Raw genomic sequence first — 25306 nt, 5'->3', positions numbered from 1 at the left:
GGCCCTTTGTAAACAACGTTATTATTTTTTGTTTCCATCTATACACACTTGCTATAAATGATATAGTGGTTATAGAAGATGCATTTCTTATAAATAAATCGTCTTTATAACCGTTTACCAAGTGCAGACTGGATACAACAGCATGAAATTACAGCAACTTCGCTATATCGTTGAGGTGGTCAATCACAACCTTAACGTCTCCTCTACCGCTGAAGGGTTGTATACCTCGCAGCCTGGCATCAGTAAGCAGGTTCGAATGCTGGAGGATGAGCTGGGTATCCAGATTTTCGCCCGTAGCGGTAAACACCTGACGCAGGTTACGCCCGCAGGTCAGGAAATCATCCGTATTGCCCGCGAAGTGTTGTCAAAAGTCGATGCCATTAAATCGGTAGCCGGCGAGCATACCTGGCCGGATAAAGGTTCGCTGTACGTGGCAACGACCCACACCCAGGCGCGTTACGCGCTGCCGGGCGTCATTAAAGGGTTTATCGAACGTTACCCGCGCGTTTCTCTGCATATGCATCAGGGGTCACCTACGCAAATCGCCGAAGCCGTTTCGAAAGGTAACGCGGACTTTGCTATCGCGACAGAAGCGCTGCATCTGTATGACGATCTGGTTATGTTGCCATGCTACCACTGGAACCGTTCCATCGTTGTGACGCCAGAGCACCCGCTGGCTTCGAAAACCTCGGTGACGATTGAGGAGCTGGCGCAGTATCCGCTGGTGACTTACACCTTTGGCTTTACCGGCCGTTCTGAACTCGACACCGCGTTCAACCGCGCAGGGCTGACGCCACGGATTGTCTTTACCGCCACCGATGCGGACGTGATTAAAACTTACGTACGACTAGGGCTGGGGGTCGGGGTAATAGCCAGCATGGCGGTCGATCCTCTCTCCGATCCGGATCTGGTGAAGCTGGATGCGGAAGGCATTTTCAGCCACAGCACCACTAAAATTGGTTTCCGTCGCAGCACGTTCCTGCGTAGCTACATGTATGATTTCATTCAGCGTTTTGCACCGCATTTGACCCGTGATGTGGTCGATACCGCGGTAGCGCTGCGCTCCAATGAAGACATTGAAGCGATGTTCAACGATATTAAGCTGCCAGAAAAATAACCCTTCTGTTTATCCGCCTCTGACTCTGGAGGCGGGTATCCTTATATCTCCAGCAGTATTTCTGTTCTTTAATCCCCTCAATTGTAAGAGTTTCTTGATTAAGAATTGTTTCTATTGGCAACAATGCAGCAAAAGTAGAAATAAATTTAACGTTAGGCAAACTTCTCTACGCAAATATCTATTTGTCGTCAAAAGAATAAATAAATCTCTACGCGGCATTCGCAAAAATACTGGATTTTTGCTTAGAATTTACTTAGGATTTATCCCAGTGATGATTAGTTGTAACAATTAATTGGTGTGAAAATGATAAGTAATATCGATTGTGAGAGAGGCGTCATGGCAGCAGAAAATAAAGGCTCTGGCGTGAAACGCAAAGCGTGGCTGAGCGTATTCATGGGTTCTGCGCTGTTTTGGCTGGCAATTGCCCTCCTGGTGTGGAAGTTTTGGGGCTAACTATGCTGACGTCCGAACGTGTCAAACCCGTGAAGCCCCGCACACCTGCGGCGAAGAAACCGCCGGTCGAAAAGAATAATAAAGTCGATATTCCTGACGAATGGAAATTGACCCCCGAGCAAAAGGGTTTTATTGATCTGTTCAATCAAGATGAGAATAATAAACAATAATCTCATGGGTATTATCCACCTTTCATTTCCCGCTCCAGGACGAAACAAACCCTTTCCCTGCTATTAATTCCAGACGGTTGCTAGTTTTATTAAGCCGTTGATCGCATTTATCAATCTGAGCCCTTTCCCGGCGATATCCGCTGGGTGTGTTATCTTTTATATATCCCCTAAGGAGAGTCGTGATACCCGCTATTTAAGGAGGAGCTATGTCGTTAACACTACGAGAGGCCTGCAAGGATACGCTCCAGGTCGATAATAAAACCTACCACTACTACAGTCTGGCGCTAGCCGCCGAAACCCTGGGAAATCTCTCCCGCCTGCCGAAATCCCTTAAAGTTCTGCTCGAAAACCTGCTGCGCTGGCAAGATGGCGATTCGGTCACGGCCGACGACATTCAGGCGTTGGCCGGCTGGTTGAAACATGCCCATGCTGACCGCGAAATAGCCTATCGTCCTGCGCGTGTGTTGATGCAGGATTTCACCGGTGTTCCGGCGGTGGTCGATCTTGCCGCCATGCGCGAGGCGGTAAAACGGTTGGGAGGAGACACCCGCAAGGTGAATCCGCTTTCGCCGGTTGACCTGGTGATTGACCACTCGGTCACGGTTGACCGTTTTGGTGACAATAACGCTTTTGATGAAAACGTGCGTCTCGAAATGTCGCGAAACCACGAGCGCTATACCTTCTTACGCTGGGGGCAGCAGGCGTTCAGCCGATTCCGCGTGGTGCCGCCGGGTACCGGGATTTGCCATCAGGTTAACCTTGAATACCTCGGTAAAGCCGTATGGAGCGAACAGCAGGGCGATGACTGGCTGGCTTACCCCGACACGCTGGTCGGTACCGACTCACACACCACCATGATTAACGGCCTCGGCGTGCTTGGCTGGGGCGTTGGCGGTATTGAAGCAGAGGCGGCGATGCTGGGGCAGCCGGTCTCGATGCTGATCCCCGACGTGGTTGGTTTCAAACTGACTGGCAAACTACGTGAAGGGATCACCGCCACCGACCTCGTGCTGACGGTCACGCAGATGCTGCGTAAACTCGGGGTGGTAGGTAAATTTGTTGAGTTTTACGGTGATGGTCTGGACTCATTGCCGCTGGCCGACAGGGCAACCATCGCCAATATGGCGCCGGAATACGGCGCAACCTGCGGTTTCTTCCCTCTTGATGATGTGACGCTTTCCTACATGCGCCTCAGTGGCCGTAGCGATGAGCAGGTGGCGTTGGTGGAAGCCTATGCCAAAGCGCAGGGCATGTGGCGGCACACTGGAGACGAACCGATTTTCACCGCGAGTCTGGCGCTGGATATGGCCGATGTTGAAGCCAGCCTGGCGGGGCCGAAACGACCGCAGGATCGCGTGGCGCTCGGTAATGTGCCGCAGGCGTTTAACGCGGCTTCCGAGCTTGAGGTGAATGCGGCGAGCGGGAATAAACCGGCTATCGATTTTACGCTCAACGGTCAACAGCACGCGCTGCCGGAAGGTGCGGTAGTGATCGCGGCGATTACCTCTTGTACTAACACGTCTAACCCTAGCGTGCTGATGGCGGCCGGGCTGCTGGCGAAAAAGGCCGCAGCGCGGGGACTCATGCCGAAACCCTGGGTAAAAGCGTCGCTGGCACCCGGCTCTAAGGTTGTTTCCGACTACCTGGCGCATGCCGGGTTGACGCCGTACTTAGACCAGCTGGGTTTTAATCTGGTGGGCTATGGTTGTACAACGTGTATCGGTAATTCAGGTCCGCTGCCGGAACCGATTGAGACAGCCATTAAGCAGGGTGATTTGACCGTAGGAGCGGTGCTGTCCGGCAACCGTAACTTTGAAGGTCGTATACATCCTTTGGTGAAAACCAACTGGCTGGCTTCTCCGCCTCTGGTGGTGGCTTATGCGTTGGCGGGCAACATGAAGGTTAACCTGAACCTCGACCCTTTGGGGCATGACCCCAGCGGTCAGCCGGTTTACCTGAAGGATATCTGGCCGAGTAGCGCCGAGATAGCGCAAGCGGTACAGCAGGTTTCCACCGACATGTTCCACAAAGAGTATGCGGCAGTATTTGCCGGAACGCCGGAGTGGAAGGCGATTCAGGTTCCCGCATCGGATACCTACGGCTGGCAGGAGGACTCAACCTATATCCGTCTGTCGCCGTTCTTTGATGAAATGGGCGTAACGCCGGAACCGGTACAGGATATTCGCGGTGCCCGGGTACTGGCGATGTTGGGGGATTCCGTTACCACCGACCATATCTCGCCAGCAGGGAGCATTAAAGCGGATAGCCCGGCCGGACGCTATCTTCAGGAGAATGGCGTAGCCAGCCGCGACTTTAACTCCTACGGTTCACGTCGCGGGAATCATCTGGTGATGATGCGCGGTACCTTTGCCAACATCCGTATTCGCAATGAAATGGTACCCGGCGTGGAGGGCGGTATGACTCGGCTGCTACCTGGAAGCGAAGTGATGTCGATTTATGATGCCGCCATGCAGTATCAGGCTCAGGGTACGCCGCTGGCGGTGATTGCGGGTAAAGAGTATGGTTCCGGCTCCAGCCGCGACTGGGCGGCGAAAGGGCCTCGTTTATTGGGTGTTCGCGTGGTGATCGCCGAATCCTTTGAGCGTATTCATCGTTCTAACCTGATTGGTATGGGGATCTTGCCGCTGGAATTCCCACAGGGGCAAACGCGTAAAACGCTTAACCTCACCGGGGATGAGCGGATTGATATTTCCGGGCTACAGCAGCTGCGTCCGGGGGCGATAATCCCAGTGATAATCACCCGCGCTGATGGCAACGTGCAGACGTTGCTGTGTCGCTGCCGTATCGATACGGCTACCGAACTGACCTATTACCAGAATGACGGCATCCTGCACTATGTTATCCGTAATATGCTGAACTAACGAAAGGGGGCACTCGTTGGCCCCCATCCCATCTAAGCGCGACTGCGGTTATCTGAAGCAGTCGCTTAACGTTCCAGGCGCAAAATCACTGTAGGAAAGCCACGTTCAGATGAAGACCGTAGAACGTTTTATTCAGTGGAATGTATAAACCGTGCGATAAGCATGCTGCTAGCAAGCGGAGGGATAAAAAACAGGGGAGATAAAGCGAGTGGACGTTGCTGCGCGAAGAAAGTGTCGCCGCTTATGAGCATAAACGGCGACAATCGTATTACTGTTTGAGCAGATGCCCCATCTTCGCCGCTTTCGTGTCGAGATAGTGAGCATTCTTCGGATTGCGCCCGACGATAAGCGGGACGCGTTCCACGATATTGATGCCGGCTTCGGTCAGAATCTCAACCTTTTTCGGGTTGTTAGTCAGCAGGCGAACCGCATCAACGCCCAGCAGTTTGAACATATCGGCACACAGGGTGAAGTCACGCTCATCAGCCGCAAAACCCAACTGGTGGTTGGCTTCGACGGTGTCGTAGCCCTGATCCTGCAGCGCGTAGGCGCGAATTTTGTTCAGCAGGCCGATGTTACGACCTTCCTGGCGATGGTACAGCAGGATACCACGACCTTCTTCGGCAATGTGCGACAGCGCCGCTTCGAGCTGGAAACCGCAATCACAGCGCAGGCTAAAGAGCGCATCGCCGGTCAAACATTCCGAGTGAACCCGAGACAGCACGGGCGTTTGCCCGGTAATATCACCAAAAACCAGCGCCACATGATCGTGACCGGTTGCCAGTTCTTCAAAACCCACCATCAGGAAATCGCCCCAGGGGGTTGGCAGTTTGGCTTCTGCCACACGTTTAAGCTGCATGTGATTCTCCAGATTATCTCAGCGCCAGCGGCGCTTTCTGTTTTCCTTATTTTGCCACAACGTGCTTTACTTCACCTAATGATGCGCGGGCAACCGCCCGTAAAGCGCACAATTTTGACATGATATTTTTCGCTAACGTAGTGACATTGATAGAAAAAGGAAGAGAAATGCGCGCCATTGCCGGACGAACGACACTTGCCGCCGCCATATTATTACTGATGCCGATTACCGTCTGGTTGACGGGCTGGCAGTGGTTGCCTGGACCGAGTGGTTGGGGGCTGCACGTGCTGTACGCTATCACCGAAACGGTGACTCAGCCGTGGGGGATAATCACGCATCTGCTGCTCTGTGCCGTGGTTTTATGGCGACTGAGGCCTGATTTTCGCACATGCGTCATTCTGGTCGTCATTCTGAGCGCGGCGGTCCTTGCGGGTCAGGGGGCGAAATCGCTGATTAAAGCGCAGGTGCAGGAACCCAGGCCGTTTGTTCTGTGGCTTGAAAAAACACAGCAGATCCCTGTCGAGCAGTTCTACACTTTAAAGCGCAGCGAACGAAGCGCGCTGGTGAAAGAACAGTTGGCGCATCAAAATGATATCCCGGGTTTTTTACGCCATCATTGGCAAAAAGAAACCGGCTTTGCCTTCCCATCCGGCCACACCATGTTTGCGGCGACCTGGGCTTTACTTCTGGTGGGGCTGCTGTGGTCGCGTCGCAATGCGCTGGGGCTGGCGCTAGCCGTGGCATGGGCCATTAGCGTGATGGGAAGTCGTCTGCTGCTGGGCATGCATTGGCCGCTGGATTTGATGGTGGCAACGGTGATGTCCTGGCTTTTGGCGACCCTGGCCTGCGGGTTGGCCCAACGGCTATGTAGATTGTAGGAAAAAGAGACATAAAACAGGGGCGTGACGCTGGAAAAAAAGGAAAAGGGTTGATTTTCATCGTAGTTACCCTCAGATCGTTGTCTTATGGCACGCTTTTCCATTTCGTCGTCGCGGTGAAGATGTTATTTTATAAGGCTGGGTGCGGTGTTTACACTGCAGAAGCCGCATAACGGGAAGTAATGTGAAATACCTACTTATATTTTTATTGGTGTTAGCGATTTTCGTCATCTCAGTGACGCTGGGTGCGCAAAACGATCAGCTTGTGACCTTCAACTATTTACTGGCGCAGGGTGAGTTCCGAATTTCGACGCTACTGGCGGTGCTGTTTGCCGTTGGTTTCGCTATTGGCTGGCTGGTCTGTGGCTTGTTCTGGTTACGCGTTCGTGTATCGCTGCTGCGCGCAGAACGTAAGATCAAAAGACTGGAGCATCAGATTGCGCCAGATTCGGTCACTCCGGAAACTCCGGCGGCCCCGATGGCGAAGGAATAATTAGCTATGCTGGAGTTGTTGTTTCTGCTTTTACCCGTCGCCGCCGCCTATGGCTGGTATATGGGGCGCAGAAGTGCACAACAGTCCAAACAGGACGAAGCGAACCGCTTGTCGCGTGACTACGTGGCAGGGGTGAACTTTCTATTAAGTAACCAGCAGGATAAAGCGGTTGACCTGTTCCTCGATATGCTCAAAGAGGACACCGGCACCGTAGAAGCCCACCTGACGCTCGGCAACCTGTTCCGCTCACGCGGTGAAGTTGACCGTGCTATCCGCATCCACCAAACCCTGATGGAAAGCGCCTCGCTGACCTATGACCAGCGTCTGCTGGCGGTACAACAGCTCGGCCGCGATTACATGGCGGCAGGGATGTATGACCGCGCCGAAGATATGTTCAACCAGCTGGTGGATGAAACTGATTTCCGCATTAGCGCACTCCAGCAACTACTGCAGATTTATCAGGCGACCAGCGACTGGCAAAAAGCCATCGACACCGCCGAGCGCCTGGTTAAGCTGGGAAAAGACAAACATCGTGGCGAGATTGCCCATTTCTGGTGCGAACTGGCGTTGCAGCAGATGGGGAATGACGATCTGGATAAAGCCATGTCGCTGCTTAAACGCGGCGCAGCGGCCGACCCGTCCAGCGCACGTGTTTCAATCATGATGGGACGCGCCTGGATGGCGAAGGGCGACTATGCCAAAGCCATGGACAGCCTGCTGCGTGTTATCGACCAGGACAAAGAACTGGTCAGTGAAACGCTGGAAATGCTGCAAACCTGCTATCACCAACTGGGGAAAAACAGCGAGTGGGAACATTTCTTACAGCGCTGCGTTGAAGAGAATACCGGTGCCACGGCTGAACTGATGCTGGCTCAGGTAATGGAGCAGGGTAGAGGCAGCGAAGTGGCGCAGACCTACGTGACGCGCCAGCTGCAACGACATCCAACAATGCGCGTGTTCCATAAGCTGATGGATTACCACCTCAATGAGGCGGAAGAAGGGCGCGCGAAAGAGAGCCTGATGGTGCTGCGTGACATGGTTGGCGAACAGGTGCGCAGTAAGCCGCGCTACCGCTGCCAGAAGTGCGGTTTTACCGCCTATACGCTCTATTGGCATTGCCCATCCTGCCGGGCGTGGTCGACGATTAAACCAATTCGTGGGCTCGACGGGCAGTAAGTTTTCAAAAAAACAACTCGCTTAGTTACAACATACTCTAATTTCCCCCTACGCAGGCATCCGGCATTGTGCGGGCTGGGTCGTGCAGGTAGAATGCTGCCCGTTTACCTTTTCCGCACCCCCGCGTGCCCATCAATAAGAAGGTCCAGTCATGTCCGTTGCTTCATCTTCTTCCCGTGTCGTTACATCCTCTCCTGTTGTTGTCGCCCTCGACTATGATAATCGCGACAAGGCGCTGGCCTTCGTAGACCGCATCGATCCGCGCGACTGTCGCCTGAAAGTCGGCAAAGAGATGTTTACTCTGTTTGGGCCACAGCTGGTGCGCGACCTGCAGCAGCGCGGCTTTGATATCTTCCTGGACCTGAAATTCCATGATATTCCAAACACGACGGCGCACGCGGTAGCGGCGGCGGCGGATCTCGGCGTCTGGATGGTGAACGTACACGCGTCAGGCGGCGCACGAATGATGACGGCCGCGCGCGAAGCGCTGACCGCGTTTGGTAAAGACGCGCCGCTGCTGATTGCGGTGACCGTGCTGACCAGCATGGAATCAAGCGATCTGCTGGACCTGGGCATCACGCTATCACCGGCCGATTATGCAGCGAAACTAGCGCAGTTGACCAAAAATTGTGGCCTCGACGGCGTCGTGTGTTCAGCGCAGGAAGCGGTGCGCTTCAAGCAGGAACTCGGCCAGGCGTTTAAACTGATTACGCCGGGCATTCGCCCTGCGGGTAGCGATGCGGGCGATCAGCGCCGTATTATGACCCCAGAGCAGGCGCAGACGGCGGGCGTTGACTATATGGTTATCGGTCGTCCAGTGACGCAGTCTGCCGACCCGGCGCAGACCTTGCGCAGCATTAATGCATCGTTGAATTTGGGGGCGTAATGAACGACAGCAACAGTCGCCTGGTCTATTCGACCGACAGCGGTCGTATTGATGAACCGAAAGTCGCAGTGGAACGCCCGAAAGGCGACGGTGTGGTACGTATCCAGCGTCAGACCAGCGGTCGCAAAGGCAAGGGCGTGTGTTTGATTACCGGTATCGATCTCGACGATGACGCGCTGGCGAAGCTGGCCGCTGAGTTGAAGAAGAAATGCGGCTGCGGCGGCTCGTTCAAAGATGGCGTGATTGAGATTCAGGGCGACAAGCGCGACCTGTTAAAAACGCTGCTGGAAGCAAAAGGCATGAAGGTGAAGCTGGCTGGCGGTTGAGTCGCCGGTTCATCCCACCAATGAAAAGGGCTCCGATTGTTCGCGGAGCCCTGATATTCGAGTCAAATCAACGACGCTATCGCTAATTATTTGCCAACCTGATGGCCAATAATCCCACCTACCGCAGCGCCGCCCAGCGTACCCAGAGTACTACCGGTTAATACGGCACCACCGATGGCACCGGCACCAGCACCCAGCGCGGTGTTACGGTCACGTTTGGACCAGTTAGAACATGCGCTCAGCGACATGACCAGCGTTACGGCTAAAACGGCAGCAGTCATTTTCTTGTTCATTGAATTCATTGTATTTCTCCTGAATATTCTATTCACGGAAAAAGCGCTTTTATTATAGCAGTTGCCAGAAGTACTCAGAGCATTGTCCGTGAAGCTTGTTGCGCAGGTTGTAAATTGATTGCTAAAAATTACGCAAGTGATAGTTACTTCCTGTTATATCGCTAACATTAATTTTACGAATTTGTGATGTTGCCGACAGGTAAAAAATCTTAATTGCGGGGTCGGAAAACTCTCATAGCGAGGCGGGGTATTTTCAGCGGTGAGGGGCGGAAAACCCGATGCGGGGCGCATCGGGTGTTAAGCTTACGGGCGTTTGACGATATTCACCGTCAGGCCAGATTGCTCAAGTTGCAGCTGTTTTTCGGTGGACAGGTTGTCATCGGTAATCACCCGATTGAACTGGTTCATCGGCCCCAACGGATACGGATGAATGGCGCCAAATTTCGAACTGTCGGTCAGAACAATCGCCTCACTGCCTTTTTCCAGCACCGCATTGACGATATCGGCGCGCATCATATCGCGGCCGGTAAAGCCGGTTTCAGGCTGCCAGCCGTCGATGCCAATAAACGCTTTGCTAAAATGTACCTGCTGAATGTACTGGCGGGTGAGTGGTCCCACCATGCTTTCGCTTTTTTTCTGATAAATACCGCCCAGCAGAATCACTTCCCCCGGCGTCTCTTTCAGCAGGTGGGCGATATAGCTGCTCACGGTGATAATCGTGATATCCGGCTGGGTGGCCAGCGCGCGGGCCAGCAGGGCATTACTGCTGCCGTTTTCGATAAAGACCGTTTCACCCGGGCGCACCAGCGAAGCGGCAAAATCGGCGAGTTCACGTTTGAGCGCAAAATTATTCATCATGCGGGTTTCAACGTCTTCACTATCCAGCGGCACGGCGAAGCCGTGGGTTCGTCGCAGATAGCTCTGCTTTTCCAGCAGGTTCAAATCCTGACGAATAGTCACTTCCGAAACACCGGTCATTTTCGCCAGTTCGGAGACGCTCATCCGGCCTTTATCAATGACCAGTTGTAAGATGGTTTGCTGTCGGGAATTCATAATCAATGCATCAATTTCTCTGTGCGAAAACGGGGGTTTTATACGCAGCGCCGCTTATCGCAGGGCGAATGGTGTCAGATTTCCCACGGGGATTTTGGCTGACCTGAGCGGTTGTCGCGTTCGTCTGCGGCGTGCGCCAATAATTCCGCTTTTAATATTTCCAGGTTGTTGATTGCGGAATGGGTGTCACCGCCGACCAGAATATCGAGGACGGTATCAATACGTTGGGCTAACTGGCGCGCATCGAGCTCGGACATAGTGGGATCCTGTTGATAAATTCGATTGAAATCAATGATGCAAAATTTACTGCCAAAAGAGAAGTGAAAAAAATGGCTTACCTTATAACCCCGAATGCGCCTTAAGCCAGTGTTCAAGTTCGGCGGCCGGCATCGGGCGAGCAAAAAGATAGCCCTGGCGTTCGTCGACGCCGTTCTGAGTCAAAAAAACATCATCGTCCGCATCCTCAACTCCTTCGGCAATAATGCGTAAATTCAACGCTTTGGCAACGGCAATGATCGCCAGCACCAGCGACTGTGAGACCGATTGGTCGTGTACACGCTGGACAAAAACATGGTCAAGCTTGAGGGTGTCGATAGGAAAACGGGCCAACTGGGACAACGAAGAGTAACCGGTGCCGAAGTCATCAAGATGAATTTGCGCCCCCAGCGAGCGGAACTGCTGGATGACCTCCAGCGCCTGATCGGCGTTGTCGATAAGACAGCTTTCCGTAAGCTCGATATCTATCGGGCACTGGTCGAAGTTTTGCGCTTTGAGCGCCTGTCTGAGTTCGTTGAAAATCGATTGATCGACCAGCTGTCGCGCCGAGACATTAACCGCCACGCGCAGATTGATCCCTTTATCACGCCACTGCGCCACCTGGCGGATGGCATCCAGCATAACCCAACGTCCTAGCGGCACAATTAAGCCCGACTCTTCAGCATAGGCGATAAAATCCATCGGCGGGATCAGCCCACGCTCCGGTGAGTTCCAGCGTACCAGCGCTTCCAGACTGTAGACGTTGCCATCCAGCGCCACCTTCGGCTGATAATGAATTACCAGTTGATCGCTTTGTAGCGCCTTGCGCAGATTGGTATCCAGCCACAGATATTCGAAAACCCGTTGATTCATCTCCGGGGAGAAAACGCTAAAGCGCCCGCGGCCATTCTCCTTGGCGGTATACATCGCGGTATCGGCGTTGCGAATCAGACTTTCCCGGTCCTGGCCGTGCTGTGGTGCAATGGAAATGCCCAGCGAACAGCCGCTGTAGACTTCAATGAGCCCTATACGGAAAGGGTCGCGCAGACGGGTCAGCACGCGTGACGCCATCGCCTCCAACGCACTCTGTGAGGTTTCGGTGGCGAGGACGATAAACTCATCGCCGCCGAGCCTGGCGAGCGTCTGTCCCTCCTCAAGGCAGCTTAAAATCGACAGCGCCACGGATTGCAGCAGCTGATCGCCGAAAACATGGCCGTAAGCGTCGTTGACCTTCTTGAAGTTATCGAGATCGAAGTAAACCAGGCCAATTTGCTCATCGGGGCCGCATTTATCGAGAGCCTCGCCGATAAGTTCGTTTATCGCGTGGCGGTTAGGCAACCCGGTAATGGTGTCGGTATTCGCCAGTACGCGCAGGCGCTCCTGAGCGCGGCGTTCTTCGGTAATATCGATTCCAGAGCAGATGAGGTAGATTTCATTTTTACCGCTGCCGCTGTGCACAAAGCGATTACGAAACAAGAACAGACGCGGCCCCTTGCGCGTTTTTATCCAGCGCTCAACTTCATAGGGGCCGCCGTTGGTAAAAAACTGGCTCACGTTATGCCTCGCCGCGGCAGCCTCGCTGGTGGTCATAAACAGCTCGAATGCCGTTTTGCCAATCACGTCCTGCTCTTTAAGCCCGGAATACTCTTCGCATAACCGGTTGAAACGTTGGATCTTGCCGTCGCGGTCGAGGATAACAATCACCGCGTTGGCCTCTGACACCACCTGTTCGGCGAATAATAATCCCTGCAGCAGGTCTCGGGCGACGGAGGAGGTATCAAACCATGAGGAGGCGGTGCCTGCCCACTCGGTGCAGCTCACCTTACGGCCAATCAGATGCACAGGAACGTCGTAGCCGTTAAGTTGAATATTGACTGCGACGCTGGAGGTGGTGACGGTCATCGCTTGAATACGGCGGGTGCTATCTTCGCTCAACGTAACGGTTAACTCGGCACTGGAGTCCGGGTCGATGCTGAGGTGTAAAGTAGGATTATCGCGTGATAAACGCCAATAAAGGCTGGTTTCGCCGGAATTAGGGTCGAGAAGATTTTGTGCTAAAGACTTAGTCATTTTTTCTCCCATGTACACCTACGTTCAGGTACGCCCGGAAACCCATACCATGGTATTTAGTGTGAACGGTTTTCGGGATTTCGCTGGGAAAAAAGAGGGTAGATGTGCGGGAGATAAAAAAACGGCCCCGAGGGGGCCGTTTTATGCAGGTTATGCGACCGGACGGGCGATAACGCTGCGGGTTTCCATGCGGACTTCCGCGATGGTGACATCAATAACATCGGTGACTTTATACGCCACTTCGCCTTTGATCTGCACGGTGCCATTTTCCTGGCTGCAGACCATTTCGTCACGCACGGCGTGCAGGAACGGTGCCGGAATGAAGGCGACCGCGCCGTTATCAACCAGACGCACGCGCATACCGCCACGGCTGACGTCGATAATCTCAGCGGCAAAGCGCGTCTCGGTCCCGGCCTGCGGATTGAGATAGCGGGCGTATAGCCAGTCGGCCACATCACGTTCCGCCATGCGGTTCAGACGACGGCGTTCGGCCATCTGTACGGTAATCTCATCCTGCGGACGCGCGGCGGTTTCACCTTTGATAATCGCTTTCAGCAGACGATGGTTAACCATGTCGCCATATTTACGGATTGGTGAAGTCCAGGTGGCGTACGCTTCGAGACCCAAACCAAAGTGCGGGCCCGGTTCGATGCTGATTTCAGCAAACGACTGGAAGCGACGGATGCGGCTATCGAGGAAGCCAGTCGGTTGGGCATCCAGCTCGCGGCGCAGTTTGCAGAAGCCGTCCAGTGTCAGTACTTCAACCGGATCGACGTGTACGTCGTGGGTTTTCAGCAGGGCAGCCAGCGCTTCGGTATTGTCAGGGGCAAAACCGGTGTGCACGTTATAAATACCAAAGCCGAGTTTGTCGCGCAGTACGCGAGCCGCGCAAATGTTGGCGGCAATCATCGATTCTTCGACAATGCGGTTGGCAATGCGGCGCGGTTCGGCCACGATATCCAGCACTTCACCTTTCTCGCCCAGCACGAAGCGGTAGTCAGGACGATCTTTAAACACCAGCGCGTGGGTCTTACGCCATTCGCTACGGGCCTGGCAAACGCGGGAGAGCAGCGTAATCTGGCGGGCAATGGCCTCGCTCGGCGGCTGCCAGCTTCCGCTGTTTTCCAGCCAGCCGGAAATATCGTCGTAGGCCAGTTTCGCTTTGGACTCGATATTGGCGGCAAAGAATTCGATATTGTCTTCGATGGCCCCGTCAGCGGACAGCGTCATGCGGCAAGCCAGAACCGGACGCACCACGTTGGCGCGCAGGGAGCACAGATCGTCAGACAATTCGCGTGGCAGCATCGGGATATTGAAGCCCGGCAGGTAGTTGGTGAACGCACGAATTTTCGCCGCGTCATCCAGCTTGCTGCCTTCCACGATCCATGCGGTTGGATCGGCAATGGCAACGGTCAGCAGCAGCTTGCCATCAGAGGCTTCTTCAACGTACAGCGCATCGTCCATATCTTCGGTGCTGGCGCTATCGATGGTGACGAAATCCAGGGCCGTCAGATCGCGGCGTTCCAGACCTTCGTCCTGCATCTCGGTAGCAACACCGTCAGGGGCTTCTTTTTCCAGATTATGACGAGCGAGAGTGACCCACCATGGCACAAAGTGGTCATCGCCATAGGTGATAAATTTGGTCAATTCGGCGTAGAAGGTACGGTCGCCTTTCAGCGGATGACGGCGCATTTCAGCAACGGCCCAGTCACCCTCTTTGAAATCGTGGGTTACATTGCGCTCAGCGCGGCAAGGAATCGCATCTTTCAGCAGCGGGTGGTCAGGCACGATAGACAGACGATCGTCTTTACGGTGAACTTTACCCACAAAGCGAGTCAGGAACGGCTCAACCAGTTCTTCCGGCTCGGCACTCTCTTTACCTTTATCGGCGTGGATCACAGCAATAATGCGGTCGCCGTGCATCACTTTTTTCATCTGCGGCGGCGAAATAAAGTAGCTTTTTTGCGCGTCTACCTCGAGGAAACCGAAACCTTTTTCCGTGGCTTTAACGACCCCTTCTGCACGTGGCGTCTGGGAATGAAGTTGCTGTTTTAGCTGCGCTAGCAGCGGGTTATCCTGAAGCATAATGTTCTATTTTCGTGGCCAAAAGAGCGGCTGACATTTTTACGCGAATCCATGGGTTGCAGCAAGCGCTGTTTCACCCTTTTACGTAACTTGTTGCGCGCTGCCAAGCGCAATACGCAGGCGGTTTAGCCAGCCACTTAAGGCGCTCCAGGCAAGCAGCGTAATCGCATCCGGCGTGGAAAACCCTTGTTCAATCAGGGGACTTAACTGGGTAGCACTAAAACGATCCGGTGCACGGGTTAATAACTGGGCCGCCTGGGCCACGGCGCGCTCACAGGGATACGGGTGACTCCAGGCCTGGAATGCGCGTTCGCCGTTGCGTACGGCCTCTGGCAGGCCGCTGGCGCCTTGCCACTGCGAACCGTAATAATGAAAACAACTCACGCTACCGTTAATTCTCGCGGGGATGAGCGAGGCCAGCGGTTGTAACGGGTGGGCAAAAGATAGGGCATCGACTAACTCTCCCAGTCGGTTCAGAACCGTCTCTTCCTGAACAAGTGCGGGAGCCAGCGTTGCCAGTTCAGGAACCTGTTGCCAGCGGGCCAGCGCTTCGCCCTGCGGCGTGTTGGTCTGATGCGCTTCAATGCCGTCTATATCGCTGTGCCACGGCGTACTTTCAGCAGCAAACAGCCCGGCATCGGCATCTTCCTGAATCGGCATTCCGGGGATCCAGCGTACCGGGAACCCCATATATGCCTGAAACAGCGCAATCACACGGGCCTGAAAGCCGACAAAACCAACCACCTGGTTAATCAGGATAATATCGTGCAGCGTGAGCCCCACATCGTCGAGCTGCTGACGTGCGCGAGGGGTAATAATCGACGGAGAGCTGGCCAACTGGCGGGCATATTGAGTTATCTGCGCCAGACGATGGTTGCTTTCACGTGAGGAATCCGGGCCGGGCAGCGGCGCCAGTCGGGCGGCGTAGTGGTTACACAGGCGCTGTACGCCAGATACCTGCGCCACGGTTAACGCGGTGCTTAAGCGGTCATAGGCGCTGAAAGTACGCAGCCGGTTGGTCGTGACGACGTTGGGAAACAGCGTATTGGCTAATTGCCGGGCAGCGCTCAGCCACTGCTGGCTGGCGCTAAGCAAGGCATCCGGTAGCGCCAGATCGAGTAAAAATCGGTCGTCAACGTGGGCGGCTTCGGGAACCAGCGGCATCACATCGCTGTGTTGAGTTCGCGACTGGGTTTCGTGATACCAGTGATTTTTGCCGGAAACGTGGCGTGGCTCCATGGGAGTTCCTTGATTTGAAGGTGGCGAGCCAGCCGCTGCAAAAATGATGTTGCCGGATCGTTATGGGTAATTATCCTGGCGCATGCGTGACGAGGGAGAAAATATTGTTCGGTGCTAATTAATAACTTACTGGAATAACAGAGGCGGGAAGGGGGAGATTCCCGGAATCAGCGTTGAACGCCGACTCCGGGTTTTTAGGGCAGAAAACTTATTTCAGTTCCAGCTCGTTCATGGCAGCGATGCTGAAGCCGCCGTCAACGTGCAGAACTTCGCCGGATACGCCAGCGGACAGGTTAGAGCACAGGAAAGCTGCGGAGTTGCCCACATCTTCGATGGTCACGGTGCGGCGAATTGGGGTAACTGCTTCGCAATGCGCCAGCATTTTACGGAAATCTTTGATACCGGAAGCGGCCAGCGTACGGATTGGACCCGCAGAGATGGCGTTAACACGGATACCTTCTGGGCCCATCGCGTTCGCCATGTAGCGTACGTTTGCTTCCAGAGACGCTTTTGCCAGACCCATCACGTTGTAGTTAGGGATAGCACGCTCTGCGCCCAGGTAGGACAGGGTCAACAGGGCAGAATCCGGGTTCAGCATGCTGCGGCAAGCTTTTGCCATAGCAACGAAGCTGTACGCGCTGATGTCGTGAGCGATTTTGAAGCCTTCGCGGGTTACTGCATTCACGTAGTCGCCGTCCAGCTGGTCAGCCGGAGCAAAACCGATAGAGTGAACGAAGCCGTCAAATTTCGGCCAGACTTTTGCCAGTTCAGTGAACAGGGATTCGATGCTCGCATCTTCAGCTACATCGCACGGCAGCACAATGCTGGAGTCCAGGGAGGCAGCGAACTCTTCTACACGGCCTTTCAGTTTGTCGTTCTGGTAGGTGAACGCCAGTTCAGCCCCTTCGCGACGCATTGCCTGTGCAATACCGTAGGCGATGGACAGTTTGCTGGCGACGCCAGTAATCAGAATGCGCTTACCGGAAAGAAAACCCATAGCTATTAATCCTTATATTCATTGTTATGGCGGCCTGTTAAACACGCAGGCGGCCGTTAAATCGCGGCGATTCTAGCATGAGTCGCCAGAAATCGTTACTCCGACCACTACGGCGTGGTCTGACTAGCGGTCTTTGCGCCAGGCATCGGCGGTCAGTGCTTCGCCGAAATGCCCGGCAATCAACCGCTTAGTTAAATCGTGCAGCGGAGAGGCGAGCACATCGGCGGTACTGCCGCGTTCGACCACTTCGCCTTGATGCATCACCAGCACCTGATCGCTAATGTGTTTCATCATCCCCAAATGCTGGGTGACGTAGATATAAGAGATACCTTGTTTTTCCTGTAATTCCAGCATCAGGTTAACAAGTTGCGAACGCATCGACATATCCAGCGACGCCAGCGCTTCGTCACAGATGATGACTTTGGGGCGCAGAATCAGCGCGCGCGCCAGCCCCAGACGCTGTTTTTGCCCCGGTGCTAGCATATGTGGATAGTAGCTGACGTGGTCCGGCAGCAGGCCGACCAGGCGCAGGGTGTCGATTATCTGTTTGCGCCGCGCTTCCGGCTCAAGGTCGGTGTTGAGGCGCAGGGGGAAATCGAGGATCTGCGAAATGCGCTGACGCGGGTTCAGCGAGGTGCTCGGATCCTGGAAAATCATGCGGATGCGCTGGCTGCGGAAAGAGTAGTCGCCAAACTCCAGCGGATGGTCATCAATCAGCAGTTCGCCGGTGGTCGGTTCAACCATACCCGCCAGCATTTTCGCCAGCGTTGATTTACCGGAACCGTTCTCGCCGATAATCGCCAGCGTCTGTTTTTCACGCAGGGTAAAACTGAGCGGCTTCACCGCCTGCACCGTTTGCCGGTGGAACCAGCCGGTACGGTAGCGGAAGGTTTTACTCAGGTTGCGAACTTCAAGCAGCGTTTCGACCATGTCACTCTTTCTCCATATTGAGCGGGAAATGACAGGCGAACAGGTGATTCTTCGCTCCCGTCAGACGCGGGGTTTCAATGCATTTGCGCTGGGCATAAGGGCAGCGAGGCCCTAAACGGCAGCCCATCGGCAGCTGTTCCAGCAGCGGTATCGCACCGGAAAGGGTGTTCAGACGGCTTTTATGCGGCATTGAGCGGCCAAAATCCGGGATCGCACGGATAAGCGCCTGGGTATACGGGTGATGGGGAATCGTCACCAGCTCTTCGCTCGGCGCGCTCTCTACCGTCTGCCCGCAGTACATGACGTTAATTTTATCCGCCCAATGGGTCAGCATCTGTAAATCATGTGAAATGAGCAGAATGGTGGTGTTGTTATTCTGGTTCAGACCGGTAAGCAGGCGGAAGATCTGCGCCTGGGTCGTTGGCTCCATGGCGTTGGTTGGCTCATCGGCAATCAGCAGACGCGGCTGGTTAGCCAGTGCGATGGCGATCATCACCTTCTGGCATTCACCTTCCGTCAGTTCATAGGGGAAGCTGCGCATCGCGTCTTTATGGTCTTTGATACCGACGCGGTGTAACAGCTCTATGGCGCGACGTTTACGCCAGCCCAAACGCTGCCACCAGCGGCCTTTAAACGTCCAGCCGGGAATGTTTTGCGTGAGCTGCTTACCGACGCGTTCCGACGGGTCGAGACACGACTGCGGCTCCTGAAAAATCATCGACACGTTATGGCCGACCAGCCGACGACGTTCGCGGTTGGAGAGGCGAAGCAGGTCGATATCATCAAAGCGCATGCGGTCGGCGGTGACGCGCCAGTTGTCTTTGTTAACGCCGCAGATGGCTTTGGCGATCAGGCTTTTACCGGAGCCTGATTCACCGACCAGACCGCGGATTTCACCCTCGGCCAGCGTCATGCTGACGCGGTCGACGGCCTTCACCCAACCTTCGTTAGTCTTAAACTCGATGGTCAGGTTGCGAATATCAAGTAATGGCATTATTCCACCCCCGCATTAATGGCACGGCGAATACCGTCACCCAGCAGGTTAACCAGCAGCACGCTGACCATAATGGCTGCGCCCGGGAGCATAACCGTCCATGGGGCAACGTAAATCAGCTCCAGCGCATCGCCCAGCATCGCGCCCCATTCGGGCGACGGCAGCTGAGCGCCAAGGTCGAGAAAACCGAGCGCGGCGATGTCGAGAATTGCCATCGACAGGGCGCGGGTAATTTCCGTGACCAGTCCAGCGGCAATATTGGGCAGAATGGCGAACCACAAAATATTCAAGGTGGTTGCGCCGTCGAGGCGAGCGGCGATGACGTAATCGCGCTCCAGCTCATCGTGCACCATGCTGTAAATCGAACGCACCATACGCGGCAACAGGGCCAACCAAACGGCAAACATGGCGTGGGAGAGATGCGGCCCGGCAAACGCCACCACGATAATGGCCAGCAGCAGCGACGGAATCGACAGCAGGGTGTCGAGGATATGGTTGAGCACCGCCGAACGCAGGCCATGCGTTGATCCGGCGAATGCGCCAAGTACCAGGCCAAACGCCGTAGCGGCAAGCGTGACCACGAAGGCGCCGCCAACCGTTGGCGCTGCACCGCTCAGTAAACGGCTCAGCACATCGCGGCCTAAATCATCGGTCCCGAGGAAGAAGGAAACCTCCCCATAGCGCGACCATGACGGCGGCAACAGCTGATAACCGAGGAACTGTTGATCAATACCGTACGGCGCGAACCAACTGCCGAAAATACAGACCAAAATAAGCCCGATGCAGCCGTAAAAGCCAATCATCGCAGTGGTATCGCCGTAGAATTTACGCCACACGGTGAGCAGGGCACCTGGTGGACGCTTTTCGAGGTAGACGCTATCGTAAGGCATACCATTCCTTATGTTTCAGCGGGTTAGCCATAGCACCCAAAATATCGGAAATCACGTTGATGATGATTACCAGGGCGCCAATCACCATCACGCCCGCGGAAATGGCGGCGTAGTCCTGTTGACGGATTGCGTTAATCATCCAGCGCCCCAGACCCGGCCAACTGAAGACCATCTCGGTAATCATCGCCAGCGTCAGCATGGTGGAAAACTGCAGCCCGAGGCGCGGGATCACCGGTGGTAACGCGTTATGCAACACGTGTCGACGCAGAATAGTCAGGCGGGAAACACCGCGCGTGGCGGCTGCCTTCACGTAGTTGGTGTCGTAGATGGCAATGGTGCTGATACGCATCAGACGGACCACTTCGGTAGTCGGCGCCACCGCCAGCGTCAGCACGGGCAGTACCATATGCCGCAGGGCGCTGATGATCATCTCATCACGCCACGGTGAGTCGGACAGCCAGGCGTCAATCAGCGCAAAGCCGGTCACATTTTTCACTTCATAAAGCAGATCGAAGCGCCCGGAAACCGGCAGCCAGCCCAGCGTTAACGAGAAGAACAGCGTCAGCAGCAGCGCCAGCCAGAAGACCGGAATAGAGAAGCCGAGAAGGGCGAAAAAGCTGATGACCTTATCCTGCCATTTATTGCGGGTGATCCCCGCCAGCATACCGACCGGAATACCGACCAGTAGCGCAAAGCCAAAGGCCATAATGCACAGCTCCATCGTCGCCGGGAACACTTCGCGTAGCTGATCGGAAATAGGCTGGCCGTTAATGCTGGAAACACCAAAATCCCAGTGCATCACGCTATCGAACCAGAACGCCCAGGCGTTCCATAGCGAGGCGCCCTGAAGAGGCGCGTGTGGCGTAAAGTAGCTTAAGCAAAAGCCGATGACGGTCAGGAAAAAGAGCGTGACCAACAGCAACAGCAGGCGGCGAAGGGTGAAAATGATCATGGTTTCTGCACCTTCTCTTCTTTTTCCCGTGACACACCGGCGAACGAGGCGTTACCAAACGGACTCAGCACCAGTCCTTTCATATCGTAACGGTAGGCCTGTAAACGCAGCGACGACGCCAGTGGTAGAATGGGCAGCTCGCGCGCCAGAATCTGCTGGGCTTCATCGTAAGCGTCAATGCGCGAGGCCAGCTGCTGCGAATCCAGCGCTTTTCTCAATACGCTATCGAACTCGCGATTACACCAGTGCGCAAAGTTGGTTTGCGAGGTAATGGCCGCGCAGCTCAGCAGCGGACGGAAGAAACTGTCGGGATCGTTACTGTCCGTGGCCCAGCCAGACAGCGTCAGGTCATGGTTCATATCCATCAACCGGGCTTCCTGGAAACGGCCCTCGACCGGCACAATCACCACTTTTACGCCAATCTGCGCCATATCAGCCTGGATAAGTTCGGCGGTTTTGAGTGGACTTGGGTTCCACGCCTGTGAGCTGGTCGGCACCCACAGATGCAACGTCAGTTTATCAATCCCGAGAGCCTGCAACCGCCGACGTCCCTCTTTCGGGTTGTATTCGGTAATTTTAGCTTCGTTATCGTAAGCCCAGGAGGCGCGCGGCAAAATAGATGCGGCGGTTTCAGCGGTGCCGTAATAAATCGACTGCATCAGGCGCTGGTTATTGATAGCCAGCGACAGCGCGTGGCGCACTTCAGGATTATTGAGCGGCGGTTTGTCGGTATTAAACGCCAGGTAGGCAATGTTCATGCCCGGACGCAGGGTCAGGCGCAGGCGCGGATCGTCACGCAAAATCGTCAGTTGGCTGGCGGCAGGCCAGGCCAGTACATCGCACTCGCCGGTTAACAGTTTAGACAGACGACCGGTGCCGCCGGAGCCCAGATCAACCACCACCTGCGGCATTAACGGAGTGCCGCGCCAGAATTTAGGGTGGCGCTGCAGGCGAATATACTGCCCGGCCTGGTATTCATCGAGCTGGAATGGCCCGGTGCCCACCGGCTGGCGGTCGAGTTGTTCCTGATGATCCTGTTTGGTCAACTTTGCGGCGTACTCAGCCGACATCACCGAGGCATAGTGGGTTGCAAGGTGCCAGAGGAAAGACGCATCCGGACGAGTCAGGCGGAACTCCACCGTGCGGTTATCCAGCTTGCGGACACTCTGCACGCTATCGGCGAATTGCAGACTGTCGAAATAGGGGAAAGCGCTGTCGTTGACGTTATGCCACGGGTTTTTGCGGTCAAAAATACGCTCAAAGGTAAACACCACGTCGTCGGCATTCAGCGTACGCGTCGGAGTAAACCAGCGAGTGGTCTGGAACTGCACGTCGTTGCGCAAATGAAAACGGTAGGTCGCGCCGTTGTCGAGTACTTCCCAGCTTTCTGCCAGCTCCGGGACCAGTCGATAGGTATACGGGTCGACGTCCAGCAGGCGGTCGTAAAGCTGAGCCGCCAGAGTATCGACAATCAGCCCGCTACCTGCTTTTTGCGGGTTAAAGGTGTTGACCTGCCCGCTAACGCAGTAGACAAAGCCGCTGTCGCGTATGTCGGCATGGGGTGGGGCGAGCGGTTGCGGTGCGGCAATCGCTTGACCGCAAATCAACCCCAGCGCAGCCAGGAAAGGTGACAAATTCAGGCGCATAGTTTCGTTGTTTTTTCGATTGATCTGCAAAGTGTATCGCACTTACAGCGGTCAGGGGAAAATGTATGAATTCAACTGACTTAAAAGTCGCCAATCGGGGGCTTATCGCTTGAAAAGAAATTACCCCATGTGGGTCTGCACAATGGTAAATATCGGGCAGGAGGGACGCTGCGGAGGGAATATCGCTGTTGCACTCAACCGTTAACGCTGGGACAGCTCGTTAATGAGTGCGCTCGCGCAGATCAACGCTTTGTTTTCAATGATGATTTTTTGACTACTTTTCAGTTTAGCAAGGATCTTCATCACATAGCTACGTGAAAGCAGCGTTTTATTCATGATGTACTGCGCAGGAGTGATACTCAAACGAATATCAGCGGGTTCATCCATTAACGCAACGATTTGGTTGCAGATGAGTTCATAACTTGAGCGCCCCGTTAACCGGTTAATCACACCACTAAATTCATAGGACTGATAGGCAAGGATAATGGCCAGACTTTCCCAAAGGTTGTTGTCTGCAATCACTTTTTTGACCATATCAGTGCTAGCCATCATCATGACGCACTCCTTTTCTGGCCGGATATAATATTCATCAGCATAAGGGAGTATTATATTGTTAAGGCCGGCTATGTGTGGTGCACGAATATTGCCTAACATCAGACCATCAGAACTTCGACAAAACGCCCCATAACCTTCAAACAAAAAATAGCAAACCTCCTTCCCTGAATACATCAGGTTAAGCTTCTTATTTTTATGGCAATCAATAATTTTAACAAAAGGTAAAATGGCATCCATGATGATGTGATGGTGCTGGACCGGCTTTTTTCCCCACACCTGGTCGGCTGCTGTTTTCAACGAGTTGGTCATGATTGATATATTAATTAAACCTGAATGAGGTGAAGCATCATATGGCGCTTCATCTCATGTGTGAATCGAGTTTAGCTAAACTATCAATTCATAATTGCTATTGAGCGAATGTGAACTGATTCTTTAAATGTTCATTATCCTATGAATATATTCATATTAATTATAAGTTAGCGTAAGCGAGGCTGAAGTGTTTGCCGACCCAGCGGTAACCATCGACTGTGTTTTGAAGTAGCTGGCGCTGAAAGTGAGCTGCTCCTGAGCGCCTGTACCACCGCTGGTGTATGTGCTTCCGTTTCTTGAGGAGGAGAACAGGGTGATGTTTTGGTTAAGCGGCAGACCATTGCTACCGCTATTGTAGCCGCTAGATTGCAACCCGAGCTGCACCCCAATGCCGTAGGCAACGTCCACGTTTCCCTCACCGGTAAGTGCGATAACGGTATTATTGCCATTGTTACCCGCCGCTGGCGTGGCGTTGAGAGCGAGTGAGACGTTGGTCCCGGATTCACATGTCAGCGTGACGACCTGCGTATCCGGTGCGGGCACCTTGGTTGCTGAATCAAAGTCCGCCACCTTTAACGTACCAAATGCAAAATTAATTGATGAGACATCGGCATTGCAGCCCATGGCTTTAATGGTGACCTTGGTGTTGGTGAGCGCCACGTTTGAGGCAACGTCGCCGTTAGCGCTGTGGCTGCGGCTTTCCCGAAACTCCACCTGGGCAAGCGGGCTACCAAAGCTCATCTGCCCAGATGAAATGGGGCCACCCAGCGTCACGAGCTCCACCTTATATTGTGAATTCCTCAGAACATGGTCGCTTCCGCGATCGCCATCATGCCAATCATTATCAATAGGCATTGCACCATCATAGGGGCCAGCCTGGTTTTGTGCTGTGACCCTCACACCCAGCCCGGTAATATTCGTTGGCATGACCTGCGTGCCCCCTGGGCTATCTACCTGTGGGCTGTTGAGGTAGAAAAAACCCACAACGTAGTTTCTACCGCAGCCGCTAATGGTCAGTTCTGAGTTTGAACCTGATTTCCAACCTGAATCGTAAAGGGTCTCACCTGCGGTATAGCTACGACTTTCGACAACTAAATTTGCCGGGAGGGCAATGGTCGAGGTGCTGAGACTTTTGTCTGCAAATATTCCGCCGCCGCGGGCGCAGGCAGCGAGGCTTTGCTGACTAAAGAGGATGAATAAAATAAATAAGATTAATTGATTAATTTTCATATGCTGTATCGCACCGTGAGTATTATTGATAGGTGAAGCTCAGCGTTACTGCGCTCTTAAAATATCCGGGGGTTGGCGTGCCGTGTGGGGTATACATTCGGGCAGTGAAATACAGCATTTTGCTGTGGGTCTCGGTATCCAGTGGCATGGTGTAATCGACGCCGTTAGCTAAATTGATGAGCGAATTACCGTCCATATTCAGGATCTGGAGGCCAACGTCTTGTGCACCATCGGCAAGTTCATTGGCATAAATAGCCTGCGAATAAGCCGGGTCGGCGGTATAGGGGGTGCCACTAAATGTGATGGTCACCTTTGATAATTCCGGTGAACATTGAAATAGCTTAACGACAAATGGAGCCGGCGCGCTATTTCCCCCCGGCACCGAGAGATCCTGCCTGGCTACCTGGCCAAGGGACACTGTGTTATCTAATGCCACTTCGCATACGGCAGTAATAATTTGTCCCGTGACATGGACTTGAATCGTATCACTGGTGTTGTATGCCATCGTCTGGCACGACAAAATGAGCCCCAGCAGCAGCGTATATCTTTTCATCATCTGAAAATTAAC

At 54.1% G+C, this 25306-nt stretch carries 25 protein-coding genes; 9 read left to right on the top strand and 16 right to left on the bottom strand.

Going from position 1 to position 25306, the window contains the following annotated elements; all coding sequences use genetic code 11:
• Window positions 1–142 precede the first annotated feature (142 nt).
• The 4 genes from cysB (at window position 143) to acnA (ending at window position 4622) form a co-directional block, all read left to right on the top strand.
• On the top strand, window positions 143–1117 hold the full coding sequence (cysB, locus tag LZ634_RS13645; RefSeq protein ID WP_234506037.1) for an HTH-type transcriptional regulator CysB: 975 nt from the start codon (window positions 143–145) through the stop codon (window positions 1115–1117).
• Window positions 1118–1453: 336 nt separating this feature from the next.
• A complete protein-coding gene (locus tag LZ634_RS13640; protein ID WP_234506034.1) occupies window positions 1454–1570 on the top strand; it encodes a YmiA family putative membrane protein in 117 nt (38 codons plus the stop codon).
• Between the two features lie 2 nt (window positions 1571–1572).
• Window positions 1573–1740, top strand: a complete 168-nt coding sequence (locus LZ634_RS13635) for a hypothetical protein (protein ID WP_234506031.1) — start codon at window positions 1573–1575, stop codon at window positions 1738–1740.
• Between the two features lie 206 nt (window positions 1741–1946).
• Complete coding sequence (gene acnA / locus LZ634_RS13630; RefSeq protein ID WP_234506029.1) at window positions 1947–4622, top strand: aconitate hydratase AcnA; 2676 nt, start codon at window positions 1947–1949, stop codon at window positions 4620–4622.
• A gap of 268 nt (window positions 4623–4890) precedes the next feature.
• Here acnA and ribA read toward each other — a convergent pair whose 3' ends face one another.
• The gene (ribA, locus tag LZ634_RS13625; protein ID WP_052281643.1) at window positions 4891–5481 is read right to left on the bottom strand and encodes a GTP cyclohydrolase II; all 591 of its coding nucleotides are present in this window, start codon (window positions 5479–5481) and stop codon (window positions 4891–4893) included.
• A gap of 167 nt (window positions 5482–5648) precedes the next feature.
• On the opposite strand from ribA, the gene pgpB reads away from it, so the two are divergent.
• The 5 genes from pgpB (at window position 5649) to yciH (ending at window position 9240) form a co-directional block, all read left to right on the top strand.
• Complete coding sequence (gene pgpB / locus LZ634_RS13620; RefSeq protein WP_234506026.1) at window positions 5649–6359, top strand: phosphatidylglycerophosphatase B; 711 nt, start codon at window positions 5649–5651, stop codon at window positions 6357–6359.
• A gap of 184 nt (window positions 6360–6543) precedes the next feature.
• On the top strand, window positions 6544–6852 hold the full coding sequence (locus LZ634_RS13615) for a LapA family protein (protein ID WP_234506023.1): 309 nt from the start codon (window positions 6544–6546) through the stop codon (window positions 6850–6852).
• Window positions 6853–6858: 6 nt separating this feature from the next.
• Window positions 6859–8028, top strand: a complete 1170-nt coding sequence (gene lapB / locus LZ634_RS13610; protein ID WP_234506019.1) for a lipopolysaccharide assembly protein LapB — start codon at window positions 6859–6861, stop codon at window positions 8026–8028.
• Window positions 8029–8179: 151 nt separating this feature from the next.
• Window positions 8180–8914 carry an orotidine-5'-phosphate decarboxylase gene (pyrF, locus tag LZ634_RS13605; protein WP_234506016.1) on the top strand — a complete coding sequence of 245 codons (735 nt, stop codon included), beginning with the start codon at window positions 8180–8182 and terminating at the stop codon, window positions 8912–8914.
• Window positions 8914–9240 carry a stress response translation initiation inhibitor YciH gene (gene yciH / locus LZ634_RS13600; RefSeq protein ID WP_234506014.1) on the top strand — a complete coding sequence of 109 codons (327 nt, stop codon included), beginning with the start codon at window positions 8914–8916 and terminating at the stop codon, window positions 9238–9240. The genes pyrF and yciH overlap by 1 nt, the downstream gene beginning before the upstream one ends.
• 86 nt (window positions 9241–9326) lie before the next feature.
• Here the strand turns inward: yciH and osmB are convergent, their stop codons facing one another.
• From osmB to LZ634_RS13525, 15 genes are all read right to left on the bottom strand, one after another.
• Entirely contained in the window at window positions 9327–9542 is a 216-nt protein-coding gene (gene osmB, locus LZ634_RS13595; RefSeq protein WP_234506012.1) for an osmotically-inducible lipoprotein OsmB, read from the bottom strand.
• A 294-nt stretch (window positions 9543–9836) separates the two neighbouring features.
• Window positions 9837–10586: a DNA-binding transcriptional regulator YciT gene (locus tag LZ634_RS13590; protein ID WP_234506009.1), complete on the bottom strand. Its 750-nt coding sequence runs from the start codon at window positions 10584–10586 to the stop codon at window positions 9837–9839.
• A gap of 74 nt (window positions 10587–10660) precedes the next feature.
• Window positions 10661–10843: a hypothetical protein gene (locus tag LZ634_RS13585; RefSeq protein ID WP_234506007.1), complete on the bottom strand. Its 183-nt coding sequence runs from the start codon at window positions 10841–10843 to the stop codon at window positions 10661–10663.
• An 82-nt stretch (window positions 10844–10925) separates the two neighbouring features.
• Entirely contained in the window at window positions 10926–12911 is a 1986-nt protein-coding gene (gene pdeR / locus LZ634_RS13580) for a cyclic di-GMP phosphodiesterase (protein WP_234506004.1), read from the bottom strand.
• Between the two features lie 150 nt (window positions 12912–13061).
• Window positions 13062–14996 carry an exoribonuclease II gene (locus LZ634_RS13575; RefSeq protein ID WP_234506001.1) on the bottom strand — a complete coding sequence of 645 codons (1935 nt, stop codon included), beginning with the start codon at window positions 14994–14996 and terminating at the stop codon, window positions 13062–13064.
• An 81-nt stretch (window positions 14997–15077) separates the two neighbouring features.
• Window positions 15078–16235 carry a carboxymuconolactone decarboxylase family protein gene (locus tag LZ634_RS13570; RefSeq protein ID WP_234505998.1) on the bottom strand — a complete coding sequence of 386 codons (1158 nt, stop codon included), beginning with the start codon at window positions 16233–16235 and terminating at the stop codon, window positions 15078–15080.
• A 208-nt stretch (window positions 16236–16443) separates the two neighbouring features.
• The gene (fabI, locus tag LZ634_RS13565) at window positions 16444–17232 is read right to left on the bottom strand and encodes an enoyl-ACP reductase FabI (RefSeq protein ID WP_052281631.1); all 789 of its coding nucleotides are present in this window, start codon (window positions 17230–17232) and stop codon (window positions 16444–16446) included.
• A gap of 123 nt (window positions 17233–17355) precedes the next feature.
• Window positions 17356–18162: a putrescine export ABC transporter ATP-binding protein SapF gene (gene sapF, locus LZ634_RS13560; protein WP_234505994.1), complete on the bottom strand. Its 807-nt coding sequence runs from the start codon at window positions 18160–18162 to the stop codon at window positions 17356–17358.
• Between the two features lies 1 nt (window position 18163).
• Window positions 18164–19156 (bottom strand): putrescine export ABC transporter ATP-binding protein SapD, encoded by a 993-nt coding sequence (gene sapD / locus LZ634_RS13555; RefSeq protein WP_234505991.1) that lies wholly within the window; start codon window positions 19154–19156, stop codon window positions 18164–18166.
• Window positions 19156–20046, bottom strand: coding sequence for a putrescine export ABC transporter permease SapC (gene sapC, locus LZ634_RS13550; RefSeq protein ID WP_234505988.1), 891 nt, complete (start codon window positions 20044–20046; stop codon window positions 19156–19158). The genes sapD and sapC overlap by 1 nt, the downstream gene beginning before the upstream one ends.
• Window positions 20033–20998, bottom strand: a complete 966-nt coding sequence (gene sapB / locus LZ634_RS13545; RefSeq protein WP_234505986.1) for a putrescine export ABC transporter permease SapB — start codon at window positions 20996–20998, stop codon at window positions 20033–20035. Before sapB ends, sapC begins: the two co-directional genes overlap by 14 nt.
• Window positions 20995–22644, bottom strand: coding sequence for an ABC transporter substrate-binding protein SapA (sapA, locus tag LZ634_RS13540; RefSeq protein WP_234505984.1), 1650 nt, complete (start codon window positions 22642–22644; stop codon window positions 20995–20997). Before sapA ends, sapB begins: the two co-directional genes overlap by 4 nt.
• Before the next feature lie 201 nt (window positions 22645–22845).
• Window positions 22846–23508, bottom strand: coding sequence for a helix-turn-helix domain-containing protein (locus LZ634_RS13535; protein WP_234505981.1), 663 nt, complete (start codon window positions 23506–23508; stop codon window positions 22846–22848).
• 156 nt (window positions 23509–23664) lie between these two features.
• Window positions 23665–24738 carry a type 1 fimbrial protein gene (locus LZ634_RS13530; protein WP_234505979.1) on the bottom strand — a complete coding sequence of 358 codons (1074 nt, stop codon included), beginning with the start codon at window positions 24736–24738 and terminating at the stop codon, window positions 23665–23667.
• A 22-nt stretch (window positions 24739–24760) separates the two neighbouring features.
• Complete coding sequence (locus LZ634_RS13525) at window positions 24761–25294, bottom strand: fimbrial protein (protein ID WP_234505977.1); 534 nt, start codon at window positions 25292–25294, stop codon at window positions 24761–24763.
• Window positions 25295–25306 lie beyond the last annotated feature (12 nt).

The organism is Kluyvera intermedia (assembly GCF_021440345.1).
Lineage (GTDB): Bacteria > Pseudomonadota > Gammaproteobacteria > Enterobacterales > Enterobacteriaceae > Kluyvera > Kluyvera intermedia_A.
The sequence above is the reverse complement of the archived record's forward strand: the minus strand, read 5'-3'. Positions and strand labels throughout refer to the sequence as shown.